The sequence below is a fragment of the Paracoccus sp. SCSIO 75233 genome, assembly GCF_027912675.1.
GTDB lineage: Bacteria > Pseudomonadota > Alphaproteobacteria > Rhodobacterales > Rhodobacteraceae > Paracoccus.
In genome coordinates this window covers 112,270-135,662 of the sequence record NZ_CP115757.1, presented here as the reverse complement: position 1 = coordinate 135,662, position 23,393 = coordinate 112,270, and the positions used below count along the sequence as shown (strand labels likewise).

General features: G+C 62.2%; 20 protein-coding genes. 8 read left to right on the top strand and 12 right to left on the bottom strand.

Annotated features, from left to right (window positions below):
* Positions 1 to 11: 11 nt before the first annotated feature.
* From PAF12_RS00680 to PAF12_RS00670, 3 genes are read right to left on the bottom strand one after another with little or no spacing between them, the layout of a single operon-like run.
* On the bottom strand, positions 12 to 998 hold the full coding sequence (locus PAF12_RS00680; protein ID WP_271109618.1) for a branched-chain amino acid ABC transporter permease: 987 nt from the start codon (positions 996 to 998) through the stop codon (positions 12 to 14).
* Positions 999 to 1,028: 30 nt separating this feature from the next.
* On the bottom strand, positions 1,029 to 1,844 hold the full coding sequence (locus PAF12_RS00675; protein ID WP_271109617.1) for an ABC transporter ATP-binding protein: 816 nt from the start codon (positions 1,842 to 1,844) through the stop codon (positions 1,029 to 1,031).
* 5 nt (positions 1,845 to 1,849) lie between these two features.
* On the bottom strand, positions 1,850 to 3,835 hold the full coding sequence (locus tag PAF12_RS00670) for an AMP-binding protein (RefSeq protein ID WP_271108102.1): 1,986 nt from the start codon (positions 3,833 to 3,835) through the stop codon (positions 1,850 to 1,852).
* Between the two features lie 181 nt (positions 3,836 to 4,016).
* On the opposite strand from PAF12_RS00670, the gene PAF12_RS00665 reads away from it, so the two are divergent.
* On the top strand, positions 4,017 to 5,894 hold the full coding sequence (locus PAF12_RS00665; RefSeq protein WP_271108101.1) for a PAS-domain containing protein: 1,878 nt from the start codon (positions 4,017 to 4,019) through the stop codon (positions 5,892 to 5,894).
* Positions 5,887 to 6,597 carry a response regulator transcription factor gene (locus PAF12_RS00660; protein ID WP_271108100.1) on the top strand — a complete coding sequence of 237 codons (711 nt, stop codon included), beginning with the start codon at positions 5,887 to 5,889 and terminating at the stop codon, positions 6,595 to 6,597. Before PAF12_RS00665 ends, PAF12_RS00660 begins: the two co-directional genes overlap by 8 nt.
* A gap of 171 nt (positions 6,598 to 6,768) precedes the next feature.
* Here PAF12_RS00660 and PAF12_RS00655 read toward each other — a convergent pair whose 3' ends face one another.
* Both PAF12_RS00655 and PAF12_RS00650 read right to left on the bottom strand, forming a co-directional pair.
* Positions 6,769 to 6,954: a hypothetical protein gene (locus tag PAF12_RS00655; RefSeq protein WP_271108099.1), complete on the bottom strand. Its 186-nt coding sequence runs from the start codon at positions 6,952 to 6,954 to the stop codon at positions 6,769 to 6,771.
* Positions 6,955 to 7,242: 288 nt separating this feature from the next.
* Entirely contained in the window at positions 7,243 to 8,685 is a 1,443-nt protein-coding gene (locus tag PAF12_RS00650) for an aldehyde dehydrogenase family protein (RefSeq protein ID WP_271109616.1), read from the bottom strand.
* A gap of 172 nt (positions 8,686 to 8,857) precedes the next feature.
* On the opposite strand from PAF12_RS00650, the gene PAF12_RS00645 reads away from it, so the two are divergent.
* On the top strand, positions 8,858 to 9,520 hold the full coding sequence (locus PAF12_RS00645; protein WP_271108098.1) for a peroxiredoxin: 663 nt from the start codon (positions 8,858 to 8,860) through the stop codon (positions 9,518 to 9,520).
* A 121-nt stretch (positions 9,521 to 9,641) separates the two neighbouring features.
* Here the strand turns inward: PAF12_RS00645 and PAF12_RS00640 are convergent, their stop codons facing one another.
* The 4 genes from PAF12_RS00640 to putP all read right to left on the bottom strand — a co-directional run bounded on the left by PAF12_RS00640 (position 9,642) and on the right by putP (position 15,111).
* Positions 9,642 to 10,376, bottom strand: a complete 735-nt coding sequence (locus PAF12_RS00640; protein WP_271108097.1) for a glycosyltransferase family 25 protein — start codon at positions 10,374 to 10,376, stop codon at positions 9,642 to 9,644.
* Positions 10,377 to 10,450: 74 nt separating this feature from the next.
* A complete protein-coding gene (gene pnp, locus PAF12_RS00635) occupies positions 10,451 to 12,592 on the bottom strand; it encodes a polyribonucleotide nucleotidyltransferase (protein ID WP_271108096.1) in 2,142 nt (713 codons plus the stop codon).
* A gap of 228 nt (positions 12,593 to 12,820) precedes the next feature.
* The gene (locus tag PAF12_RS00630; protein ID WP_271108095.1) at positions 12,821 to 13,246 is read right to left on the bottom strand and encodes a DoxX family protein; all 426 of its coding nucleotides are present in this window, start codon (positions 13,244 to 13,246) and stop codon (positions 12,821 to 12,823) included.
* Positions 13,247 to 13,641: 395 nt separating this feature from the next.
* Positions 13,642 to 15,111 carry a sodium/proline symporter PutP gene (putP, locus tag PAF12_RS00625; protein WP_271108094.1) on the bottom strand — a complete coding sequence of 490 codons (1,470 nt, stop codon included), beginning with the start codon at positions 15,109 to 15,111 and terminating at the stop codon, positions 13,642 to 13,644.
* A 268-nt stretch (positions 15,112 to 15,379) separates the two neighbouring features.
* Between putP and PAF12_RS00620 the strand changes: the two genes are divergently transcribed.
* Positions 15,380 to 15,967, top strand: coding sequence for a YdeI family protein (locus PAF12_RS00620; RefSeq protein WP_271108093.1), 588 nt, complete (start codon positions 15,380 to 15,382; stop codon positions 15,965 to 15,967).
* A gap of 305 nt (positions 15,968 to 16,272) precedes the next feature.
* Here the strand turns inward: PAF12_RS00620 and PAF12_RS00615 are convergent, their stop codons facing one another.
* Both PAF12_RS00615 and PAF12_RS00610 read right to left on the bottom strand, forming a co-directional pair.
* Complete coding sequence (locus PAF12_RS00615; RefSeq protein WP_271108092.1) at positions 16,273 to 17,229, bottom strand: CorA family divalent cation transporter; 957 nt, start codon at positions 17,227 to 17,229, stop codon at positions 16,273 to 16,275.
* 90 nt (positions 17,230 to 17,319) lie between these two features.
* Complete coding sequence (locus PAF12_RS00610) at positions 17,320 to 18,219, bottom strand: LysR family transcriptional regulator (RefSeq protein ID WP_271108091.1); 900 nt, start codon at positions 18,217 to 18,219, stop codon at positions 17,320 to 17,322.
* 112 nt (positions 18,220 to 18,331) lie between these two features.
* Here PAF12_RS00610 and PAF12_RS00605 point away from each other — a divergent pair, with 112 nt between their 5' ends.
* The 3 genes from PAF12_RS00605 to PAF12_RS00595 all read left to right on the top strand — a co-directional run bounded on the left by PAF12_RS00605 (position 18,332) and on the right by PAF12_RS00595 (position 20,632).
* Positions 18,332 to 19,252 (top strand): alpha/beta hydrolase, encoded by a 921-nt coding sequence (locus tag PAF12_RS00605; protein WP_271108090.1) that lies wholly within the window; start codon positions 18,332 to 18,334, stop codon positions 19,250 to 19,252.
* An 84-nt stretch (positions 19,253 to 19,336) separates the two neighbouring features.
* Positions 19,337 to 19,972, top strand: a complete 636-nt coding sequence (locus PAF12_RS00600; RefSeq protein WP_271108089.1) for an NAD(P)H-binding protein — start codon at positions 19,337 to 19,339, stop codon at positions 19,970 to 19,972.
* A gap of 18 nt (positions 19,973 to 19,990) precedes the next feature.
* Positions 19,991 to 20,632, top strand: coding sequence for an NADPH-dependent F420 reductase (locus PAF12_RS00595; RefSeq protein ID WP_271108088.1), 642 nt, complete (start codon positions 19,991 to 19,993; stop codon positions 20,630 to 20,632).
* Between the two features lie 2 nt (positions 20,633 to 20,634).
* Here the strand turns inward: PAF12_RS00595 and PAF12_RS00590 are convergent, their stop codons facing one another.
* The gene (locus PAF12_RS00590; RefSeq protein ID WP_271108087.1) at positions 20,635 to 21,384 is read right to left on the bottom strand and encodes a ZIP family metal transporter; all 750 of its coding nucleotides are present in this window, start codon (positions 21,382 to 21,384) and stop codon (positions 20,635 to 20,637) included.
* Positions 21,385 to 21,580: 196 nt separating this feature from the next.
* On the opposite strand from PAF12_RS00590, the gene PAF12_RS00585 reads away from it, so the two are divergent.
* Positions 21,581 to 23,206 (top strand): FAD-dependent oxidoreductase, encoded by a 1,626-nt coding sequence (locus PAF12_RS00585; RefSeq protein ID WP_271108086.1) that lies wholly within the window; start codon positions 21,581 to 21,583, stop codon positions 23,204 to 23,206.
* Positions 23,207 to 23,393: the final 187 nt, after the last annotated feature.

The following is a 23,393-nucleotide window of genomic DNA, read 5'->3' as shown; positions in this document are numbered from 1 at the left end:
CAATCTCATGGTCACACCCGCTCGATAATGCGCTCGCCGAACAGGCCTTGGGGCCGGAAGACGAGGAAGATCAGCGCCAGAACATAGGCGAACCAGTTCTCCGTCGCGCCGCCGACCAGCGGGCCGACCCAGAATTCGAAGAGCTTCTCGCCCACACCGATGATAAGCCCGCCGACAATCGCGCCGGGGATCGAGGTGAAACCGCCCAGCATCAGCACCGGCAGCGCCTTCAGCGCGATCAGCGACAGCGAGAACTGCACGCCCGATTTCGTGCCCCACATGATCCCGGCGACCAGTGCGACGAACCCGGCGATGGACCAGACCATGATCCAGATGAATTGCAGCGAGATGCCGACCGACAGCGCCGCCTGATGGTCGTCCGCCACAGCACGCATTGCACGGCCCTGTTTGGTGTATTGCGAAAATGCCACCAATGCCGCGACCAGAAGCGCTGCGATGATCGTGGCCCAGATATCCAGCCGGTCGATGAAGAAGCCATAGCCGAAGAGGTTATACGTCGCCGTCTCGATGCTCTCAGAAATCCCCTGAGGCAGCCCGACATCCAGCGTCTTGATATCGGCGCCCCACATCACGTCGCCCAGACCTTCGAGGAAATAGGCCAGACCGATCGTCGCCATGAACAGGATGATCGGTTCCTGCCCGACCAGATGTTGCAGCACCAGCTTCTCGATCAGGATCGCCAGCAGCACCATCACACCCGCCGTCAGCAGGATCGCCAGCACCGGGCCGACCGTCCAGCCGAAATTCTCCAGATGCGTACCGAAGATCGCGTTGATGATATGGCGGAACGGCACCTGCCCTTCCATGATGCCGACGAGCGTCAGCGCCGCGAACAGCGCCAGCACGCCTTGCGCATAGTTGAACACGCCAGATGCCTTGTAGATCAGCACGAAACCGAGCGCGACAAGGGCGTACATCACCCCGGTCATCAGCCCGTTGATGAACACCTCGGAGGCGTAGAAAAACTGCTCCATCAGCGGGCTCCTTTCACGGAAATCTTTTCGAAATCAGTCATGGGCCACCCCCAGATAGGCATCGATGACGTCCTGATTGTTGCGGACCTCGTCAGGGGTGCCGTCGCCGATCTTGCGGCCATAATCCATCACCACCACGCGGTCGGACAGGTCCATCACCACGCCCATATCATGTTCGATCAGGGCAATGGTGGTGCCGAATTCGTCGTTCACGTCGAGGATGAAGCGGGACATGTCCTCCTTCTCCTCGACATTCATCCCGGCCATCGGCTCGTCAAGCAGCAGGATCTGCGGTTCCGCCGCAAGCGCCCGCGCCAGTTCCACGCGCTTCTTCAACCCATAGGGAAGCCGGCCAACAGGGGTTTTGCGGATATTCTGGATTTCCAGAAAGTCGATGATCTTCTCGACCTGCTCGCGGTTCTCGATTTCCTCGCGCTCCGCCGGACCCCACCAGAGCGCCTGCGTCAGCAGCCCGGCCTTCATCTTGTTCAGCCGACCCGTCATGATGTTGTCGAGCACCGTCATGCCGTCGAACAGCGCGATGTTCTGGAAGGTCCGCGCGATCCCAAGCCGCGCAACCTCATAGGGTTTCATCGGCCCGCGCTTGTAGCCCTTGAACCAGACCTCGCCCTCCTGCGGGACATAGAAGCCCGAGATCACGTTTAGCATCGAGGATTTACCGGCGCCGTTCGGCCCGATAATCGCCCGGATTTCGCCGCCGTGGATATCGAAGCTGATATTCTTGATCGCCTCCACCCCGCCGAAGCGCAGCGTGATATTGCGCAGATCCATCAGCACGCCGCCGATCTTGCGGCCATCTGCCGTGGTGTAGCCTTCCTGATCCTGCATCTGGTTCATTCCGCTGCCACCTTCTGCTGTTCGATCCCGAAGACCTCGACCGGCTGGATTTTCAGCGTCGCCTTGATCTGTCCCTTGCGGCCATCCTCGTAAGTGACCTCGGTTTCCGTGTAGACACTGTCCGAGCCGTCATAGAGCGCAGTCACCAGATCGGCGAATTTTTCGTTGATGACAGCCCGGCGGACCTTGCGGGTCCGGGTCATTTCGCCGTCATCCGGGTCCAGCTCCTTATGCAGGACAAGGAAACGATGGATCTGACAGCCCGCCAGCATCTCATCCTCAGCGACGGAGGCATTCACCGCCTCCACATGCTCCTTGATGGTTGCATAGACCTGCGGATGACCGGCCAGCTCCTGATAGGAGGCGTAGGCGATATTGTTCCGCTCCGCCCAGTTGCCGACTGCGCTCAGATCGATATTGATCATCGCCGTGCATTCGGCGCGGCCATTGCCGATCACGACCGCCTCAAGGATATTGGGATAGAATTTCAGCTTGTTCTCGACATATTTGGGCGCGAACATGCTGCCATCGGCCATTTTTCCGACATCCTTAGCGCGGTCGATGATGCGCAGATGGCCGCTGCTTTCTTCAAAGAAACCGGCGTCACCCGTGGCCACCCAGCCCTCAGCATCCTTGGTCGAGGCGGTGCTTTCCGCATTGTTGTAATATTCGACGAAAGTCCCGGGGCTGCGGTAGAACACCTCGCCATTATCGGCGATCCTGACCTCGACCCCCGGCGAGGGTACCCCGACCGTGTCAGAGCGCACCTGCCCGTCCGGTTGCTGGGTGATGAACACCGAGGCTTCAGTCTGGCCGTAAAGCTGTTTCAGGTTGATCCCGAGCGAGCGGTAGAAATCGAAGATCTCCGGCCCGATCGCCTCCCCCGCCGTGTAGCCCACGCGAATGCGGCTGTAGCCGAGCGTGTTTTTCAGCGGGCCATAGACGAAGATCTTGCCCAGCCCGTAAGCCAGCTTGTCCGCGAACCCGACCGGCTCGCCATCCAGCAGCGCCGGACCGACGCGGTTGGCGACCTTCATATAGTGGTCGAACAGCCATTTCTTGATCCGGCCCGCATCCTCCATGCGGATCATCACATTCGTCAACTGCCCCTCGAACACCCGAGGCGGGGCGAAGAAATAGGTCGGCCCGATCTCGCGCAGATCGGTCATCATCGTGGCCGCGCTTTCCGGGCAGTTCACGGTGAAGCCGGTCCACATCGCCTGCCCCATCGAGAAGATGAAGTCGCCGACCCAGGCCATCGGCAGATAGGCCAGCACCTCGTCATGATTGTTCAGCCCGTCGAACTCGGATGTGTTCTTCGCCGTCTCGATGATATTGCGGTTCGACAGCACCACGCCCTTGGGCTTGCCGGTTGTTCCCGACGTATAAAGCATCACGCAGGTGCTGTCGTAATCCAGCCCGGCAATGCGGCGATCCAGTTCACCGCCAAGACGGATATCGGCGGCCCGGCCCTCTTTCTGCACATCGGAAAGCGCGTTCATCTTGGTGTGATCGTATTTCCGCATGCCGCGCTTGTCGGTGTAGACGATCTGCTCGACCGAGCGGGGTGCGTCGGGCATCGCCTGCACCTCCAGCACCTTGTCCACCTGCTCCTGATCGCCGCAGACCACGAAACGCGCGCCGCAATGGCCCAGCACATAGGCCATCTCCTCGGCGACGGCGTCCTGATAAAGCGGCACCGGCACCGCACCACACATCTGTGCGGCGACCATGGACCAGTAATGCATCGGCCGGTTGCGCCCGATGATCGCGACATGATCGCCCGGCTTCAGCCCCAGCACCAGCAGGCCGAGCGCAAGGGCGCGGATTTCCTCCGCCGCCTCTGCCCATGTCCAGCTTTGCCAGATGCCGAATTCTTTTTCGCGATAGGCCGGACGATTGCCGTATCTATCGGCATTTCGCGCCAGTAGCGCAGGTATGGATTGCAGACCCGTATCGGCGGGCGCGGCAAGCTCGGCCATGTTTCCTCCCGGTTTCGGTCCCGCAACGGGGCCGTCCCTCATCGTCGGCAAGCCCTCCTGCCCGCCTCTGACAATCGCATATTCAACCGAGAGTATTTCCGCAATTTTTCTGAAATCTAACGAATTCTAACGCGCTTCCCGAAGCCGGTTCAGGATGCTAACCAGCAGCAGGGAGGACCAGATGATCGCCAGCAATTCAAGGGCCGAGCTGATGCAATCCGGCCTGAACCTGATCGGACAGGCCCTGTCGATTTTCGATTCCGACCTGCGGCTTGCCGTCGCCAATCGCCAGTATCAGGCGATGTTCGGCCTGCCAGACAATCTCTGCCTGCCCGGCACCTATTTCGAAGACACGATCCGGCATATGGTGCTGCGCGGCGAATACGGACCCCAGGACGACCCGGACGAGGCCGTGCGCATCCGTGTCGAGCAAGCCCGCACCTTCCAGCCGCATTATCTGGAACGCCAGCGCCCGGACGGAAGCTGGATCTCGGTCGAGGGCGCGCCCTTGTCCCAGGGCGGCTGGATCGCGGTCTATACCGACATCACCGAAACCAAACGTCAGGAAACGCTGCTCCGCGCCCGCTCTGAAGAACTTTCGGAGCAGGTGCTTGAAAACGCCGAACGCCTCGCCGCCGCCAACCGCGAACTCGCCGCGACCATCACGGCGCTTCAGGAAACCAAGCGCGTCGTCACCGAAACCCAGGCCCGCACAAGGCAGGTGACGGAAATGATCCCGGCCCATATCGCCCATATGGATCGCGACTATCGCTATGTGTTCTCGAACCGGCAGATGCCGCAGGTCTTTCCCGGCACCCGGCCCGACATCGTCGGGCTGACCGGCGATCAGGTGCTGGGCACCACCACATTCGCCGTCGTGCGCCCTTACATGGACCTCGCGCTCGCTGGCCGTCATCAGGTGTTCGAGATGACGCATGAGGAGTCGGGCCGCCGCATCCGCATCGCCCTGACGCCGGACCGCGCCGGAAACGGGGTCTATATCCTGTCGACCGATGTCACCGCCGAGGTCGAGGTGCGGGAGGCCCTGACGCACGCCTCGCGCCGCGAACTCGCCGCCAAGATCACCTCCGGTCTCGCCCATGATTTCGGCAATCTGCTGACCGTGATCCTCGGGCTCCAGGACCGGCTGACCCATGCCGGGCTGCCGCTTGAGGCGCATGCCGATGTGCAGGCCACACTGGCGGCGGCGCGTCGCGGGGTGGAGCTGCTTGAACGGATCGGCCAGATCGCCGCCCCGCAAGGCACGGCACTGGCACCGATCCGCCTTCAGGATTTGCTGCGCGACGTTGTGGAGATGGCGAAAGCCACGGTCGGCGGCTCCGCCCGGCTGACGCTCAATGCCGATCTGCCCAAGGAACGGCTGATGCTCGATCCCGGCCATGTGCAGGACTCGCTGCTCAACATGATCCTGAACGCCCGTGACGCAATGGGACCGAAGGGCGGCGAGATCACGCTCAGCGCCCGCGCCGCAGCACCGTGGCTGGAGCTGGAGATCGCGGATACCGGCCCCGGCTTCTCGCCCGAAGCCCTCAGCCGCGCCACCGAGCCGTTCTTTTCGACCAAGCAGGGGCAAGGCTCCGGCCTTGGCCTTGCGATGGTGTTCGATCAGGCCAAGCTCGCCGGCGGGACGCTGCGCCTGTCGAACCGCGAGGACGGACCCGGTGCCCGCGCCCGGCTGCGCCTGCCGCTTCGACCCGTACGCCCGCAAATGGTGCTGCTGGCCGAGGATGACAGCGAATTGCGGAAGATGCTGCGCCAGATGCTGATCCGGCTGGGCCATTCGGTGATCGAGGCCGCCTCGCTGGCAGAGGCACAGGGGCTGGCGGACCTGCCCGGTCTGACGGTGATCCTGTCGGATCTGCAACTGGGTGACGGGCTGGGCAGCGAGCTTGCCACCCCGTCCGGGCCGCCGCTGATCCTGATGACCGCACTTCCCCCCGGCGATCCGCTGCGCGACAGCGCCACCGGGCCGGTTCTGAACAAACCCTTCGACGCGGCCACGCTGGCGGCGGCATTTACACAGGTAACACATGACTGACGCCCCGCTGATCGCCATTCTCGAAGACGAACCCGACATCCGCCGGATCATGTCCGACACGCTGGACGCTGCCGGTTTCCGCACCATGAGCTTCGCCCGCGCCACGGAATTCGAGGCGGCGCTACGCAATATCACCCCCGATGCCTGTCTGGTGGATCTCGGCCTGCCGGATCGCGACGGGCTGGCCCTCGTTCACCGGCTCGCCACCGAATCCGGCGCGGCGATCATCATCGTCTCGGGCCGCGCGCAGGTTCAGGACCGCGTGACCGGGCTGGAACTCGGTGCCGACGACTACATCATCAAGCCGTTTGAACCGGCGGAACTCGTCGCCCGTATCCGCGCCCGCCTGCGCCGCCCGGCCGCACAGAACCGCCCCGGTCAGCGCAGCACCGCCAGCTTCGCCGGATGGCGCGCGGATTTCGACCGCTACGCCCTGATCGCGCCGGACGGAACCGAAACCCCGATCAGCCATGCAGAGGCCGAGGTGCTGCGCATGTTCCTCGACAATCCGCGCCGCCTGATCTCTCGCGGGCAGATGCTGGAAACCCTGGGCGGCGCGGGCGGCGAAAGCTTTGACCGGGCGATGGATGTCCGCATCTCTCGGCTGCGCAGCAAACTGGGCGAAGACCCCAAGAACCCGCAACTCATCAAGACCATCTACGGCGCAGGCTATATCTTCCTGGCCGAGGTGAGCTGGGGCTGATCCTGCCCGAGCGTCGCAAGCGATCCGCAAATCAAAAAGGGACGGCCTGAGCCGTCCCTTCCCGTTCTCGCGTCCTCGGTGGCTGGCGTGATGCTGGCTGCCTTGGTGGCGATATTCTTGCTGCCTTGGGTAACTGGCCGTTTCGGCTCGCTACCTGGGTGGCATCTGGCCTTATGCGGCGTCGAAGTGACCGCACCAGTCGTTCGACTTCACCACCGGCCACAGGCCGCGCTTGTCGGCGGTCGGCTGGGTCACGGGCGGGTTGAAGCGGCACAGGCCGGCATCGTCGAGATTAACTTCGCTATTCGCCTTGTGATCTTCAAAGAAGGCGCAATCGGAGCAGGAGCTGTTAGCCATCATAGTCTTCCTTTATTTGCCTGAGGGCGAAAATCCCTTGGGTCATTGCTGCGGGGCGGTTTCCCCTTTCGATGACAGGAATATAGTCCAGCCTGCGCCGGGATTCAAGATTTTTATCAATAAAATCAAATAGTTGATAAGTTTACTTGGCTTCTGATCCCGACATTTTCGCTAGGATAGCCAAGCCCCTGAATTTCTTCAAAAGACCGTTTTCCGACTATTTTCGATAGAAAACGCCCGCCCCATTCAGCGAACGGGACGGGCGAATTTTTCAAAAAATATTTTCGGTCAGGCGTCGCTGTCCCAGCCACTGATGGCCTTCGAATCCATGAATTCCTCGATCCCCCAGACGCCGCCTTCGCGCGCCCGGCCCGACCGGCCGATACCGCCGAAGAACGAGCCCGGCCCGCGCGATTCGCCATTCGTCTCGACCATCCCGGCCCGCAGCTTCCGCGCCATGCGGTTGCGCCGCGCGCCGTCCCGGGTCTGGACATAGTTGGTCAGCCCGTAATCGGTATCGTTGGCGATCCGTACCGCCTCTTCCTCATCCTCGAAGGGAATGATCGACAGGACCGGGCCGAAGATTTCCTGCCGCGCAATCGTCATATCGTTATTCACGTCGGCAAACACGGTCGGGCGCACGAAATACCCACGGTTCACCCCTTCCGGCAGACCCGGCCCGCCCGCGACAAGCCGCGCGCCTTCGTGAATGCCGGTCTCGATCAGCCCCTGAATCTGGTCCCACTGCTTCTTGGACACAACCGGACCGATATGCTTGCCGTGCTCATGCGCGCTGGCAACCTTGGTGCTTTCTGCAACCTCTTTCGCCGTCTCCACAGCCTGATCGTAGATCTCGCGCTGCACCAGCATCCGGGTCGGCGCGTTGCAACTCTGCCCGGAGTTCTGGAAGCAATGCCGCGCGCCACGGACCACGGCCTGATCATCGGCATCGGCGAAGATCACATTCGCTCCCTTGCCGCCAAGTTCAAGCGCCACCTTTTTCAGGCTGTCCGCCGCCGCCTTGGAAATCGCAATGCCCGCACGGGTGGAGCCGGTGAAGCTGATCATCTCCACATCCGGATGCACCGAAAGCTGCGTGCCCACACCCACACCGTCGCCATTGACCATATTGAACACGCCCGCCGGAACCCCGGCCTCATCCATGATCTCCGCGAACAGCATGGACGAAAGCGGCGCAATCTCGGACGGTTTCAGCACCATCGTATTGCCGCCAAGAAGCGCCGGGATCACCTTCAGCGTCACCTGATTCATCGGCCAGTTCCAAGGCGTAATCAGCCCGACCACGCCAATCGGCTCCCACGCGATCATCGTGCCGGGGGCTTGCGGACCCAGCGGACGAACGAATTCGAAATCTCGGAACGCATTGATGAAATTCGCCATATGGCCAATGCCGGTCATCACCTGCGCCTGCGCCGACAGATCGGCGGGCGCGCCCATCTCATGCGTGATCGCCCATGCCATGTCGTCGGCGCGCTTCTGGTAGACCTCAAGGATCTTCTCGACATATGCCAGACGCTCCTCCTTGGAGGTCTGCGACCAGCCCTCAAAGGCGCGCTTTGCTGCCGCGACCGCCGCATCCGTATCCGCCTGATCGCCAAGCGAGATTACCGCCACCGGCTCCTCCGTCGAGGGGTCGATCACCTCCAGATCATTCGCGGCAACCGGGTCCACCCATTTGCCGTCGATGTAGAATTTGCGCTTGTCGAGAATATCGCTCATCGGAACCTCCTGTGCTTACCAGCAAGGTGGCACCTGCAACCGCGCCGCACAAGAAGCCGCGTAAAAGATTGCCAGCCATGCCGGGAAATCCACCCGCCATTTGACCTTGGAACTTCGTCCCCAACCCCTATGTTGCCTTGGAAGCAAACCGAAAGGACCATTCATGAGCCTGCGCATCAACGATACCGCCCCCGATTTCACCGCGAATTCGACCGATGGCGAAATCAGCTTCCACGATTGGGCCGGTGACGGCTATGTCGTGCTGTTCTCGCATCCGCGCGATTTCACCCCGGTCTGCACGACCGAATTCGGCGCCGTCGCCCAACTCGTCCCGGAATTCGAGAAGCGCAATACCAAGGTGCTCGGCGTCTCGGTCGACTCGGTCGAGGATCACGGCAAGTGGAAAGCCGACATCGAGAAAGTCGCAGGCGTCCCGGCAAATTTCGCCATCATCGACGATACCGGGCTGAACGTCGCCAAGGCTTATGACATGCTGCCCGCCGATTACTACCTGCCGACCGAGGGCCGCACGCCGCAGCATTCGGCCACCGTGCGCACCGTGTTCATCATCGGCCCGGACAAGAAGGTCCGCCTGACCATGACCTACCCGATGTCCGTGGGCCGCAACTTCGCCGAGATCATCCGCGCGCTCGACGCCGTGCAGGAAACCGACGGCGCGCCGCTGGCGACCCCTGCCAACTGGGTGCCGGGTCAGGACGTGATCGTGGCGCTGTCGCTCGACGACGCAGCCGCCGAAGCGCAATACGGCAAGCTGGACAAGAAGCTGCCCTATCTGCGCTTCGCCAAGGACCCCAAGCACGGCTAAGCGCATTTCTGCCACGCTCATATAGGGGCGTGGCAGATCCCGCCCCGGCCCGGCGCATGAGCGGGATGCGTGCCAGAAGGTCTGGAAAGGCGCGGTTTGGAAGGCTGGCGCGGTTTGCCGCCTAGCGGCCGACCTTGCGCGCTAGCTTGCGCCTCAGAAAGTTCTTCCAATAAGCGCGGTTCAGATGTCGGCGAGGATTCTTGGTCTGGTGATCCGCCACGCTGCGCTGCGCCTCCAGATGCGAGGGACCGGCGCCGGGCGGTCTATGCTCGACCGGCCTCGGCACCACCAGCTCTGCGCCCAGCTGATGCAGATCCGTCGGCCAGTCGGCGACATAGCTGACCGGCGTGCTGGCCGCCAGCAGATCCGCCGCGCTAAGACGTGACACGGAATAGGCCGAGGCCAGCGTCGGACGCTGTGCGGCGCGGTAGAAGTCCCATTGTGCGCGGCGCTGTCTTTGCCAGGGCAGCGCGCGGCCAAAGCGATAATCCAGCAGCGCCAGCCGCGCGCAGCGATGACAGCCCGCAGCCAGAAAGGCGGGAAAATCAGGGCCGGGAATCGCGTCATCTTCAAGGATGACGGCCCCTTCCAGACCCTCGGACAGAATGGTTTCATAGATCAGACGGTGCGACAGCGCGCAGGCGAATTCGCCATCCGTCATGGCCCGCCCCATGCGCCGCGTTGCCGCCGCGCGGTCGATCAGGGGCTGGTAGGTCTCGGCCAGCCCATTGCGACCATCGACCCCGAAAAACAGGCGATGCGCAAGATTGGCGGCATCCAGCGCGTCGATAAGTGCCTGGCGGCGCAGATCGTCGCCCTCAAGTGTCAGGACGAAAATCGGCCAGTCGCTATCCATGTCGTTCTTCTCGTATCGAAAAAACCGGCCCGAATATTCCCGGGCCGGTCTGCAGTATCAGACGGAAGCGCCGATTATTCGGCGTCTTCCTCCTTATTCTCGGTGATCTCCTCGCCGGTCTCCTGATCGACCATCTTCATGCCAAGGCGCACCTTGCCACGGTCGTCGAAGCCCAGAAGCTTGACCTTTACTTCCTGACCTTCCTTCAGAACGTCGGAGGGATGGCCCAGACGCTTGTTCGCGATCTGGCTGACATGGACCAGCCCGTCACGCTTGCCGAAGAAGTTCACGAAGGCACCGAAATCGACCAGCTTCACCACCTTGCCGGTGTAGATCTGGCCTTCCTCGGGTTCGGCGACGATCGAGTGGATCATCTCATAAGCCTTCTTGATCGATTCACCATTGGCCGAGGCGATCTTGATGATGCCATCGTCATTGATGTCGACCTTGGCACCCGAAACCTCGACGATCTCGCGGATCACCTTGCCGCCCGAGCCGATCACTTCGCGGATCTTGTCGGTCGGGATCTGCATCGTCTCGATGCGCGGCGCGTGTTCCGAGAACTCGCGGCGGCCTTCGGTCAGAGCCTTGCCCATCTCGCCCAGAATATGCAGACGGCCATCCTTGGCCTGCGCCAGCGCCTGTTCCATGATCTCGGGCGTGATGCCCTGGACCTTGATGTCCATCTGGAGGCTGGTGATGCCGTTCTCGGTGCCCGCGACCTTGAAATCCATGTCGCCGAGGTGATCCTCGTCGCCCAGAATATCGGTCAGAACGGCGTATTTGCCATCATCCTCAAGGATCAGACCCATGGCGACACCCGCGACCGGGGCTTTCAGCGGCACGCCCGCATCCATCATCGACAGCGAGCCGCCGCAGACCGAAGCCATCGAACTGGAACCGTTCGATTCCGTGATCTCCGACACGACGCGGATCGTATAGGGGAAATCCGTCGCCGCCGGCAGAACCGCCTGAAGCGCGCGCCATGCCAGCTTGCCGTGACCGATTTCACGACGACCGGGCGAACCCACGCGGCCAACCTCGCCGACCGAATAGGGCGGGAAGTTGTAATGCAGCAGGAAGTTGGACCGGAAATTGCCATGCAGCGCGTCGATGATCTGTTCGTCATCGCCGGTGCCCAGCGTGGTCACGACCAGACCCTGCGTCTCGCCCCGCGTGAACAGCGCCGAGCCGTGGGTCCGCGGCAGGAAGCCGACTTCGCAATCGATCGGCCGCACCGTCTTGGTGTCGCGGCCGTCGATCCGGGCACCGCCTGCGATCACGTCGCCGCGCAGAATGCCCGACTCCAGCTTCTTCAGGGCCGAACCCAGGTTCGGGTCCTCCAGCTCTTCCTCGGACAGGCCCTCACGCACCTTGTCCTTGGCGGCAGAGACGGCATCCTGACGGTCGCTCTTGTCCTTGATCGCGTAGGCCGCACGCATATCGGCCTCGCCCAGTTCACGAACGCGGGTATAAAGTGCGGAATAATCCGGCGACTGGAAGTCGAACGGCTCTTTCGCCGCCGCCTCTGCCAGACCGATAATCAGATCGATGACCGGCTGCATCTGCTCATGGCCGAATTTCACGGCGCCCAGCATCTCTTCCTCGGTCAGCTCGTAAGCTTCCGATTCGACCATCATCACGGCGTCCTTGGTCCCGGCAACGACCAGATCCAGACGCTGTTCGGGATTGCCGCGCAGGTTGTCCATGTCCTGAACCTCGGGGTTCAGCACATATTCCCCGTTGGAGAAGCCGACGCGCGCCGCACCAATCGGACCCATGAACGGCACACCCGAAATCGTCAGCGCCGCCGAAGCCGCGATCATCGCGACGATATCGGGATCGTTGACCAGATCGTGGCTCAGCACCGTGCACATCACCAGAACTTCGTTCTTGAAGCCCGGCGCAAACAGCGGACGGCAGGGACGGTCGATCAGACGCGCGGTCAGCGTCTCCTTCTCCGTCGGGCGCGCCTCGCGCTTGAAGAAGCCGCCCGGGATCTTACCGGCGGCGTAATATTTCTCCTGATAATGGACCGTCAGCGGGAAAAAATCCTGTCCCGGCTTCGGTTCCTTGGCAAAGGTGACGTTCGCCATGACGCTCGTCTCGCCCAGAGTGGCGATGACCGAGCCGTCCGCCTGACGCGCAACCTTGCCCGTTTCCAGCGTAAGCGTCTCCTGCCCCCACTGGATCGATTTCTTCACTTCATCAAACATGCGGTTTCCTCTCGGGATGCGCCGGCCCTCCGGCCATCCCATGTCATATGGCGGCCCCATTGCCGCCGCCCCCGAATCCTTTGCGTAGCCCCGGGGCACGGGCTTCACGTCTCAGATTTTCGGGGCCTTACATGAAAATGCAAGGCTTGAAAAGCGAATGCGCAACAGGCCGGACCCGGAAAGAAGCTTGTTCAAAGCCCGGCCGTCACACTCTTGGCCCTCTCTGCGTCACACCCCGCGACGCCGGATGCGCATCATATGGCTGAATGCGGAAATCGCGATAAGCCCGCCGATGACCGTCAGATGCTCCTCGCTTTCGAGCTTCGCCTGGACCGCGGCGGCGCCGGTCATGTTCCAGAAATCATGAACCATCGGGATCGTCGTCAGCGTAAAAACCGCCAGCATTCCGGCACCCAGCCACGCAAAGCGCCCCTGAATCACCAGCACCGAACCGATCAGCTGCACGGCAATCGTCAGCGCGGCGATAGCTGCGGGGCTCGATGTAAACCCATTGGCCTGCATCGCCGCAACCGCTCCTTCGAAATTCAGCAGGAACCCGAGACCGGCATACCAATACATGAAGGTGCCGAGAATGCGGGCCACAAGCCACAGCGCCGGGGACTCCAAGATCGGGAAAACAAAAGAACGTTCCATTTTTTCATCCTGTTCTGTCCCTCCCCGAAGCGACTGATAACGAAAAAACCGCTCTTGTATATGTCGGCAATACCCATCCGCCGTGTTTTCCTCGGGAGTATTCTCGGGACTATAGGCATGACGCTTCCCGCTGATGCCAGTCCCGACCATGCCCATAAGCGGGCATCCGGCCGCCCGTGACGCAAGACACAGGGCATCATTTTCTGTGTACGCCCGGTGTACAGGCTGTGCACGCGCTGTGTACGGAAATCACAGCGAAAAACCCGGCAAACGCAGGCGTTTCCGCACGGCCCGGGCGCAGCCCGGCAAAACCGCAACGCACGCTCCTGTTGCCATAAGAAAAGCGCACGCCCCTTCTCAGGGCGTGCGCCGGTTTCAGATCATCCTAAGACGGATCAAACCCGCTTCGGCGCGCGGTACTCGCCACGGTCGGGGGTCAGCATGCTGACCACGACAATCGCGATCCACGAGGCCACAAAGCCCGGCACGATCTCGTAAAGACCTTCACCCATGAAACTGCCGCTCAGCCCGGTGGAGATCCACAGGATCACCGTGACCGCGCCGACGATCAGCCCGGCCAGCGCGCCCGCGCCGGTCATCCGCTTCCAGGTCAGCGACAGGATGATCAGCGGCCCGAATGCGGCGCCGAACCCGGCCCAGGCATTCGCCACCAGCCCCAGCACCTGCGAATCCGGGTCACGCGCGATCACAACCGCCACGATCCCGACCGCCAGCACCGCAAGACGCCCGATGGTCACCAGTTCTCCATCCGTCGCATCACGCTTCATGACGGTGTGATAAATATCCTCCGTCAGCGAGGACGAGGCCACCAGAAGCTGGCTCGACACCGTCGACATGATCGCCGCAAGCAGCGCCGCATAGAGGAAACCCGTCACCAGCGGATGAAACAGCAGGTCCGACAGCACGATGAAAATCGTCTCCGGGTCCGCGATTTCCAGCCCGTTCCGCAGCGCGTAGGCGCGCCCGAAAATCCCGACGGAAACCGCGCCGATCAGCGAAATCGCCATCCAGCTCATACCGATATTGCGCGCCGTCGGCACCTCCTCGACGCTGCGCACGGCCATGAAACGCACGATGATATGCGGCTGCCCGAAATAGCCCAGACCCCAGGCGACCGTGGACAGCCAGCCCAGCAGGGTGACCCCGGTCGTCAGCGACAGGAAATTCGGATCGACCTCGGTCCGCAGCCGCTCCGCCGCCGTGCCGATCCCCTCGCCCTGCCCGGTCGTCAGGATCACGATAGGCATGATGACCAGCGCCAGCATCATGATGCAGCCCTGCACGAAATCGGTCAGCGACACGGCAAGGAACCCGCCCATCACCGTGTAAACCAGCACGATGCCCAGCGTCAGCAGCACCCCGCTCATATAGCCGCCATCAAAGGCGCTGACGAACAGCTTGCCGCCGCCGACCAGCCCCGAAGCCGTGTAAACCGCAAAGAACACCACGATCACGATGGCCGAGGTGATGCGCAGCATCCGCGCCGTGCTGGGGAACCGCGCGCCCAGAAAGCCCGGAATCGTCAGGCTGTTATCGTATTCCTCGGTCTGCTGACGCAGCCGCGGCGCGACGATGATCCAGTTCAGATACGCACCGACGAACAGCCCGATCCCGATCCAGCTTTGCGCAAGGCCCGAGGCGAACAGCGCCCCCGGCAGCCCCAGCAGCAGCCAGCCGCTCATATCCGAGGCCCCGGCCGAAAGCGCCGCAACCGCCGGCGGCAGGCTGCGCCCGCCAAGCATATATTCTTCTGAATTCGAGGTGGATTTGCGCCACGCATAGACCCCGATTGCCAGCATCAGCAGGAAATAAGCCGCAAGACTTATCCAGACTCCTATTGCCATAAACGTCCCTCCTTGTTTTGGTCTCCTTGCCCGGTTCCTGTCATAAAAACATCAGAATTCGAAGGAAATTCATCTGCAAATACCGCATGATCGGCGAATTTGGTCCAACGCCCTGAATTTGGGATTTTGGGATTTCAGACGGGCTGCAAATGTTTGAAATTCAGGACATCCGACCAGCGGCATTCTGACCGGAAAACCCCGCGATCAGCGATGATGGACAAGGCAGGGCGTTCCGGCAACACTGAACCAGACTCAGGCGGAGCCGCGCATGTCCGACACCAACCCGAAAGTCGACGCCCTGTTCGACAAGCTGACCGACTGGCGTACGGAGCTGGAAGCCCTGCGGTCCATCCTGCTGGCAAGCCCGCTGACCGAAGAATTCAAATGGCGCTCGCCGGTCTACACCTATGAGGGCGGCAATGTCGCCATAATCTGGGGCTTCAAGGACCGCGCAACGCTCGGCTTCTTCAAGGGTGCGTTGCTGAAAGACCCCGAAAACATCCTCGAACGCCCCGGCGACAACTCCCGCTCCTCCCGGATTATCAACTTCACCGACCCCGAAACCATCGAAATCCATCGGAAAACGCTGGAGAAATACATTGTGGAGGCCATCGAGTTGCAAAAATCCGGCGCAAAGGTCGAGTTCGCAAAAGACGATCTCGCCTACCCGGACGAACTCACCACCCGCCTCAACCAGGACAACAGCTTCCGCACCGCCTTCGAAACCCTAACCCCCGGCCGCCGCCGCAGCTGGCTCCTGCATTTTTCCGGCGCAAAACAGCCCCAAACCCGCATCTCACGGATCGAAAAGGCCAAGGCAAAAATCCTTGCCGGAAAAGGAATGAACGACCACTGAGCGATGCTCGCTGGCGGCGGATCTGTATGGGAGGTCGTGCAAATTGCCAGCCAAGCCGTCCTCTGCAGCCATTTAAAATCATGGGCTCAGATATTGCTTGCGCACCAGTATTTCCTCCTGTGGCAATCAACCCCTCCTCTACGGCTGGCCGTTACCGCATGCGGCATGAACCGGCGAAATACGGGACAATACTGCCGTTAGCCGCGGGCGTTCGATGGGCGCTGCTACCGCGAAGTCATCAGAAAGTCGGGCGGATTCCGGACATTCGCTGCGCGTCTCTCCGACGCCCGCGTCCCGCATGATCCTCAAAACAACTTCCGCGACCTCAGCCAACTGACCACAACCACGATCAGTGCCACGCAGCCGCCCAGCAGAGCCCAGAACCCCCAAGGCGGCTGTGCCATCGGGATCCCGCCGACATTCGCGCCGAACAGACCAGTCAGAAAGCCCAGCGGCAGGAAAATCGTGGCGGCGACGGCGAAAGCCAGCGAGTTCTGGCTGATCTTGCGGTCCTGTACCCGGCTGACCTGATTGTCCAGAATATCCACGCGGTCGCGCAGGTTCTGCAGGGCCTCAAGGATGCGCATCAGCTGGTTGGCGCTGTCCTCGATCCGGGCGCGATCGTGATCGTCAAGGACGGGGTGATCCGCTGCGGACAGGGTTTCCAGCACGATCTGCTGCGGACCCAGATGGCGGATGAAGCCGCTGATGCGGGACAGGGCGTCGACCATGGCGGGGCAGGCTTCCTCGATCTGGTGGCCGGTGACCATGCCGCCGATCCGGTCGACCTGATCCTCAAGCGCCTCGATCTGGGGGTCGATTTCCTGCAGATGTTCTGCGATCAGATCGGCCAGGAAACGTCCCGGCGTTTTCGGGCCGGTGCCCGCCTCGATCCTGCGGGCGAGGTCCAGAACCGGCGCCAGTTCGGCCTCACGGGTGGTGATGATGCGGCTCTCGTCGATCCAGACCCGAAGCGAGGCCATCTCGCCTGGCCGCGCTTCGCCGTCGCTTTGCAAAGGCATCGTTTTCAACAGCGTCATGATCCCCGCGGGACGGATGCGGACGCGGGATCGGGCGTCTTCCTGCAGCATGGCATCGACGATCAGATCCTCCATCTGCGCCTCGTCGATCAGGAATTGCCGCGTGGCCTTGTGGCGGATGCAGAGATGCGCCCATTTCGCGGAATTCTCCCCATCGAGGCGCGTCAGATGCAGAAAATCGGGCGCCGGTGCGGCGGCTTTGCCGATCTTTGCGGTATCCATCGTCGCCTTGTCCCCTTGCCCCGGCCAAACATGGGCCATTCTGCCAGACGGGAACCAAAAGGAAAGGCCGCGCCGTTTCAGCGCCCTGCCTCAGCGCCTCGTATTGCGCCGCAGCGCATCGACGAACAGGCGGAACGCGGCCGAACTCTGGCGGCGGCTTGGGTAATAGAGGTGATAGGCCGGCAGCGGCGGCGTCCAGCCCTCCATCACCGTCACCAGCCGGCCCGAAATCAGGTCTTCATCCACCTGATCGCGCGGCATATAGGCCAGCCCGACGCCTGCGCGCGCGGCATCGCGGATCAGGTCGATGGTGTTGAAGATCAGCGGCCCGTCGACGCGAACGCGCATCTCTTGCCCGTCCTGCGCCAGCCGCCATGTGTTCAGCGTGCCCGAGGTCGGCAGCCGCAGGTTCAGACCGCGATGCGCCGTCAGTTCGTCCGGCGTCTGCGGGCAGCCATGCTGCGCCAGATAAGAGGGCGCGCCGACGATCACCATCGGGATCTCGTCCGAGATGCGCAGCGCGACCATGTCCCGCTCGACCGCCTCACCCAGCCGGATCCCGGCGTCAAACCGCTCGGCGACGATATCGGCCAGACCGTAATCGATGACGATCTCGACCGTGATTTCGGGGTAATCCTTCAGCATCCGGGACAGCAGCGGCGTCAGGATGGTCTTGGCGGCATGTTCGACCGTCGTGATGCGGATCGTGCCTGCAGGTTTGTCGCGCAGTTCGTTCAGCGAGGCGACGCTGCGTTCCAGATCGTGCAGCATCGGTCTGAGGGTTTTCAGCAGCCGCTCGCCGCCCTCAGTCGGGGCGACGCTGCGGGTGGTGCGGGCCAGAAGGCGCAGGCCCAGCCGTTCTTCCAGCCGCTTGACGATCTGGCTCAGCGCGGATTGCGTGACGCCCAGAGTCTGCGCGGCACGGGTGAAGCTGCCCGCTTCAGCGACGGCGGCAAAGGCGATCAGATCGGCAACGTCTTCGCGGCGCATTCATTACCAGATTAATAAGTCTAATAAGTTAATAACACCTAATAACTGGTTTGCAAATGCGCCACAGTCCTTCTGTAGCCTGCGGCATGTTCCGCCAGACCAGGAGTTTGAGATGGGTAAGATCAACTTCACCAATACCAATAATCCGAACATTGAAATGTCCGCCGTGATCAATTTCCCGGAAGGATTCGACGAAGGCGGCAGCTATCCAGCCGTTGTCGTCTCGCACCCGGGGGGCGGCGTGAAGGAACAGACCGCCGGGACCTATGCCGCCGAACTGGCCAAGCAGGGTTTTGTGACCATCGCCTATGACGCCAGCTATCAGGGCGAAAGCGGCGGCCTGCCGCGCCAGACCGAGAACCCCGCCGTGCGGACCGAGGATGTCAGTGCAGTGGTCGATTACCTGACCACGCTGGATTATGTCGACAGCGACCGGATCGGCGCGATGGGGATCTGCGCGGGCGCGGGCTATACCGCCAATGCCGCGATCAACGACCCGCGGATCAAGGCGGTGGGCACAGTCAGCGCAGTGAATATCGGCCAGATGTTCCGCAATGGCTGGGAAAACAATGTCGCGGATGAAGATGCCCGTGGCGTGATCCAGATGGGCGCCGATGCCCGCACCGAAGACGCGAAGGGTGGCGAACCGGCCCGGTTCCCGCTGGCTCCGATGAACGAGGCCGATGCGCCCAACGAAGAACTGCGTCAGGCCTGGGAATATTACCACACGCCGCGCGCGCAGCACCCGACCGCGCCGGGCTATATGACAGCACGTAGCCTCGACCAGATCATCCCCTACGACGCCTATCACAAGGCCGAGGCCTATCTGACCCAGCCCCTGCAGGTGATCGCGGGTAGCGAGGCCGGCAGCAAATGGATGAGCGACGATCTGTTCAAACGCGCCGCCAGCAAAGACAAGAAGTTCCATGTCGTCGAGGGCGCCAATCACATGGATATGTATGACGGCCAGCCCCAGATCGCCGAGGCGGTCGGCGTGCTGACCCCGTTCTTCCAGAACAAACTGAAAGGCTGAGGTCAAGGGCGCGACGCGGACAGTCGCTGCGTCGCACATTCCGGCATAACAATTCTGGAACCAAGTACTTTCGGGAAAACAATCATGTCCAATATTCTTATCCTGGGCGCCAGCGGTAAAATCGCACGCCATGTGGTCGAGGCGCTGGCCGGGCAAGGCGCGCATCAAGCGACGCTGTTTCTGCGCAATGCCTCGAAACTGGCGGGGCTGGACACATCCGGCATGGTGGTGATCGAGGGCGACGTTACCGATGAACAGCGCCTGACCCAAGCGATGCAGGGCCAGGACATCGTCTATGCCAACCTGACCGGCGAGGTCGATGTCATGGCCCGGACCATTCTGCCCGTCATGCAGGCCAGCGGCGTGAAACGGCTGATCTTCGTCACTTCTATCGGCATTCTGGACGAGGTGCCCGGCGCTTTCGGCGAATGGAACCGGCAGGCCATTGGCCCCTATCTGCCGCCCTTCCGCCGAGCCTCGGACATGATCGAGGCCTCGGATCTGGAATACACAATCCTCCGCCCCGCATGGCTGACCGATAAGGACGAGGTGGATTACGGCACCACCACGCGGGATGAGCCTTTCACCAATACTGAGGTTTCGCGCAAAAGCGTCGCCGCCTATGTGCTGTCGCTGCTGGACGATCCATCGCGCGATATCGGCGGCAATATCGGCGTGCACAAACCGGGCAGCGAGGGCGACAAGCCCGCATTCGTTTAAGCATCGGAGGAACAGTATATGCGTATCGGAATCCTGGGATCTGGCGGCATGGGGGCGCGGCTGGGCACGATCTGGGCCCGCTCGGGCCATGACGTGACGTTCAGCTATGCCCGCAGCCGCGACAAGCTGGAGCGTCTGGCGCAAGAGGCGGGCGGCAATGCCCGCGCCGGCACCCCCGCCGAGGCCGTGCAGGACGCGGATGTCGTGCTGGTCGCCGTCCATTGGTCGCGCATCGACGATGTGCTGGCGCAGGCGGGCGATCTGTCCGGCAAGGTGCTGCTGACCTGTTCGCTGGCGATGAGCGAGGATAACAGCCATCTGGTCGTCGGCCACACTTCCTCCGGCCCCGAGGCGCTGGCGGAAAAGGTGCCGGGTGCAAAGGTCGTGGGCGCCTTCAACACCATTCCGGGCGAAATCCTGTTTCCCCTGTTCGAAGCCAAAGGCAAGGGCGACACCCCGCCCGACCTGATCTATTGCGGTGACGACCGCGCCGCCAAGGAACGCGTGGCAGAGCTGATCCGCGATGTCGGCTTCAACCCGGTCGATCTGGGCAAGCTGCGGACCTCGCGTTACATGGAGCCCTTCGGGCTGGTCGTCTCATTGCTGGCCTATGGCGGCAAGGACGGCCCGGAAATGGCCTATCGCTTCGTGCGGCTTTAGGCTCAGCCCCCGCCGATCATCGCCTCGATCCCGCCGGAGACCAGCGTGAACAGCACGAATCCGCCGGCGAAGGCGATGATCGAGCCCTGGTTATCCTCATCGCCCTCATGCGCCTCGCCCAGCATTTCCTCGATCGCGGCGACGGTCAGCAGACCCGCGACAAAGGTCAGCGCCAGCATCTTGACCGTCTCAGGCGCATTGCGCAGCAGCAGATAGGCCAAGAGCGCCGCGCCGACCGAGAACAGGATGAACGAGGCAGACAGCCAGATCCGACGCGCCCGCGGCACGCCCTTGGCCCGGAAATTGGCGATCACCGCGTAACCTTCCGGCAGATCGGCCAGCACCTGCCCAAGCGCCAGCGTCAGCGCCAGCCCCCATGACAGCGCGGCACCCGAGCCCAGCATCAGCCCGTCACTGGCCAGATCGACCGCCACTGCGACATAGATCATCCACATGCCGGATGTGCCCGCGCCTTCGCCTTCCTCCTGACGGCTTTCGACAAAGGTGTCGATCAGGATATAGGCGATGGCGCCGACCGCGAAACCCAGAGCAATCCACCAGCCTTCGAGCACGGCGACGGCTTCGGGCATCAGTTCCACAGCGACAATCGCAATCACGATCCCCGAGGCCGCATGCAGCGCCCAGTTCAGCGCGCGCGGCGAATTCGGCCCGAATTCAGCGGCTAGACCCCCAACGAAGTTGCCGAGACCCGGCAAAAGCGAGAGCAACAGAACCTGCCATAGTCCACTCATGAAACCACCCGTTTATGTAAGCCATCAAGGCGAGACGCGAACCGCAGCCGGGATGCCAGCGCCATCTGCCACTGCATAAGGCAAAGCGTTCTCGGACAGGTTAACGCGTCATTGTTAATTCTGAATGTACATGCCAACAATCGGTCACTGCAACCTCGCCACCTTTATTCAAGCGTGATTTTCAGGAGTACCCGGCATGGAAAGCATTGGCGCAGATCTGGATGAAATGCGGCGCAGGCCGTTGTCTGCGGAACATGTTGCCGCACTGCGCGAAATCAGTCAGGAACGCCAATATGCGCCGGGCGAGATGGTTGTGGAAATCGGCACGCCCATGGACCGCTTCATCTATATCGAGGACGGCGAGGTCGAGGTCGTCGATCCCCATAGCGGCGAACGCTTAGGCGAGGCGACGCTGGGCCCGACCCAATTCGCGGGCGAGCTGGGCTTTCTCAGCGGCGGCAATAATTTCCTGTCGATGCGCGCTTGTAAGCCGACCCGCACGATGGAGGCTCCGCGTAAGGATGTACTGGCGCTGATGTCGCGGATGCCCGAATTGTCGGACCATCTGATCACCGTCTTTTCGGCGCGCCGCAGGTTGCAGGTCGAACGCCGGACAAGCTCGATTGTGGTGATCGGGGCCGACCGCGATCCCGCGGTGCAGCGGGTCGAGGCCTTTCTCAGCCGCAACCGCGTGCCTTTCCAATCCTACGATCTGGACAGCGCCGACGCCCAGATGGCCAGCCTGCAATGCCTCGCCAGCCATGAGCCGGGCGTCATCTTCAACCAGAACCAGCGGATCGAGGATCCGACCCCGCGCAAGATCGCGCGGCTGCTGAATCTGGACCTTGAAGTCGCAGATGGCGCGGTCGTCGATGTGCTGATCGTGGGCGGCGGCCCGGCGGGGGTGGCAGCGGCGGTCTATGCCGGGGCCGAGGGGCTGTCGGCCCTGCTGATCGAGGATACCGCGATTGGCGGGCAGGCCGGGACCTCCAGCCGGATCGAGAATTACATGGGTTTCCCGACCGGCATTTCGGGGGCCGATCTGGTCTATCGCGGCCAGATTCAAGCGCTGAAATTCGGTGCTCATTTCGCCATGCCACGCCGCGTGCAGTCACTGGAAAAGCGCGCCGACGGGCTGTTCTGTGCGACGCTGAACGACGGGGCCGAACTCTGCGCGCGCAGCGTCGTGGTGGCGACCGGGGTGCAATATCGCGGCCTGCCGCTGGAACGGCTGCCGGAATTCGAGGGTGCGGGCATCTTCTATGCCGCGACCGAGATGGAGGCCCGTTTCTGCCGCCGCACCGATGCCGTGGTGATCGGCGGCGGCAATTCCGCGGGTCAGGCGGCGATGTATCTGTCGCGCGTCGCGGGCCATGTCCATGTGTTGGTGCGCGGCGACAGCCTTGCCGATTCCATGTCGCAATATCTGAGCCACCGGCTTGAGGCCGCGCCGAATATCGACATCCATTACGGCACCCAGGTCACCGGGCTGCATGGCGGCGATCACCTTGAGGCGGTGACGCTGAAAAGCCCCGATGGCGAACGCCGTGTCGATACGCGTGCGCTGTTCGTGATGATCGGTGCAGCACCCAATACCGGCTGGCTGTCGGGTCTGGTGGACCTGGACGACAAAGGCTTTATCCGCACCGGCGAAGAGGTCGGCGGCGCCTCGCCCTACGAAACCTCGCATCCCGGTATTTTCGCGGTTGGCGATGTCCGCGCGGGTTCGGTCAAGCGCGTGGCGTCGGCAGTGGGCGAGGGCTCAGTCACCATCTCGGGCGTGTTCTACCGGGTGCAGGAGGCTTTGGCGGATTTGGTGTAAGTAGACAGGCTTAGGTTCCAAAACCAATAACCGCTACGGCGTGCCGCGCCACAGAATTCCAGAAGCGATTGAGTTCAGCTTTGGGCCGAATTGCCCGACACAATGGGCTGCAGCTATCAAGAGGATGATGTCAGCAGCTCTTCTCGGACGCATGAAGACGAGGCGGGTCTTCTGCCAAATCTGGTCA

Bases quoted from the DNA above. Each gene is read 5' to 3' on its own strand.
- PAF12_RS00605 (WP_271108090.1), top strand. From the start codon at position 18,332: ATGGGTAAGATCAACTTCACCAATACCAATAATCCGAACATTGAAATG.
- PAF12_RS00640 (WP_271108097.1), bottom strand. From the start codon at position 10,376: ATGGATAGCGACTGGCCGATTTTCGTCCTGACACTTGAGGGCGACGAT.
- PAF12_RS00655 (WP_271108099.1), bottom strand. From the start codon at position 6,954: ATGGCTAACAGCTCCTGCTCCGATTGCGCCTTCTTTGAAGATCACAAG.
- PAF12_RS00630 (WP_271108095.1), bottom strand. From the start codon at position 13,246: ATGGAACGTTCTTTTGTTTTCCCGATCTTGGAGTCCCCGGCGCTGTGG.
- pnp (WP_271108096.1), bottom strand. From the start codon at position 12,592: ATGTTTGATGAAGTGAAGAAATCGATCCAGTGGGGGCAGGAGACGCTT.
- PAF12_RS00645 (WP_271108098.1), top strand. From the start codon at position 8,858: ATGAGCCTGCGCATCAACGATACCGCCCCCGATTTCACCGCGAATTCG.
- PAF12_RS00595 (WP_271108088.1), top strand. From the start codon at position 19,991: ATGCGTATCGGAATCCTGGGATCTGGCGGCATGGGGGCGCGGCTGGGC.
- PAF12_RS00670 (WP_271108102.1), bottom strand. From the start codon at position 3,835: ATGGCCGAGCTTGCCGCGCCCGCCGATACGGGTCTGCAATCCATACCT.
- PAF12_RS00590 (WP_271108087.1), bottom strand. From the start codon at position 21,384: ATGAGTGGACTATGGCAGGTTCTGTTGCTCTCGCTTTTGCCGGGTCTC.
- PAF12_RS00585 (WP_271108086.1), top strand. From the start codon at position 21,581: ATGGAAAGCATTGGCGCAGATCTGGATGAAATGCGGCGCAGGCCGTTG.
- PAF12_RS00675 (WP_271109617.1), bottom strand. From the start codon at position 1,844: ATGCAGGATCAGGAAGGCTACACCACGGCAGATGGCCGCAAGATCGGC.
- PAF12_RS00600 (WP_271108089.1), top strand. From the start codon at position 19,337: ATGTCCAATATTCTTATCCTGGGCGCCAGCGGTAAAATCGCACGCCAT.
- putP (WP_271108094.1), bottom strand. From the start codon at position 15,111: ATGGCAATAGGAGTCTGGATAAGTCTTGCGGCTTATTTCCTGCTGATG.
- PAF12_RS00660 (WP_271108100.1), top strand. From the start codon at position 5,887: ATGACTGACGCCCCGCTGATCGCCATTCTCGAAGACGAACCCGACATC.
- PAF12_RS00620 (WP_271108093.1), top strand. From the start codon at position 15,380: ATGTCCGACACCAACCCGAAAGTCGACGCCCTGTTCGACAAGCTGACC.
- PAF12_RS00615 (WP_271108092.1), bottom strand. From the start codon at position 17,229: ATGGATACCGCAAAGATCGGCAAAGCCGCCGCACCGGCGCCCGATTTT.
- PAF12_RS00610 (WP_271108091.1), bottom strand. From the start codon at position 18,219: ATGCGCCGCGAAGACGTTGCCGATCTGATCGCCTTTGCCGCCGTCGCT.
- PAF12_RS00665 (WP_271108101.1), top strand. From the start codon at position 4,017: ATGATCGCCAGCAATTCAAGGGCCGAGCTGATGCAATCCGGCCTGAAC.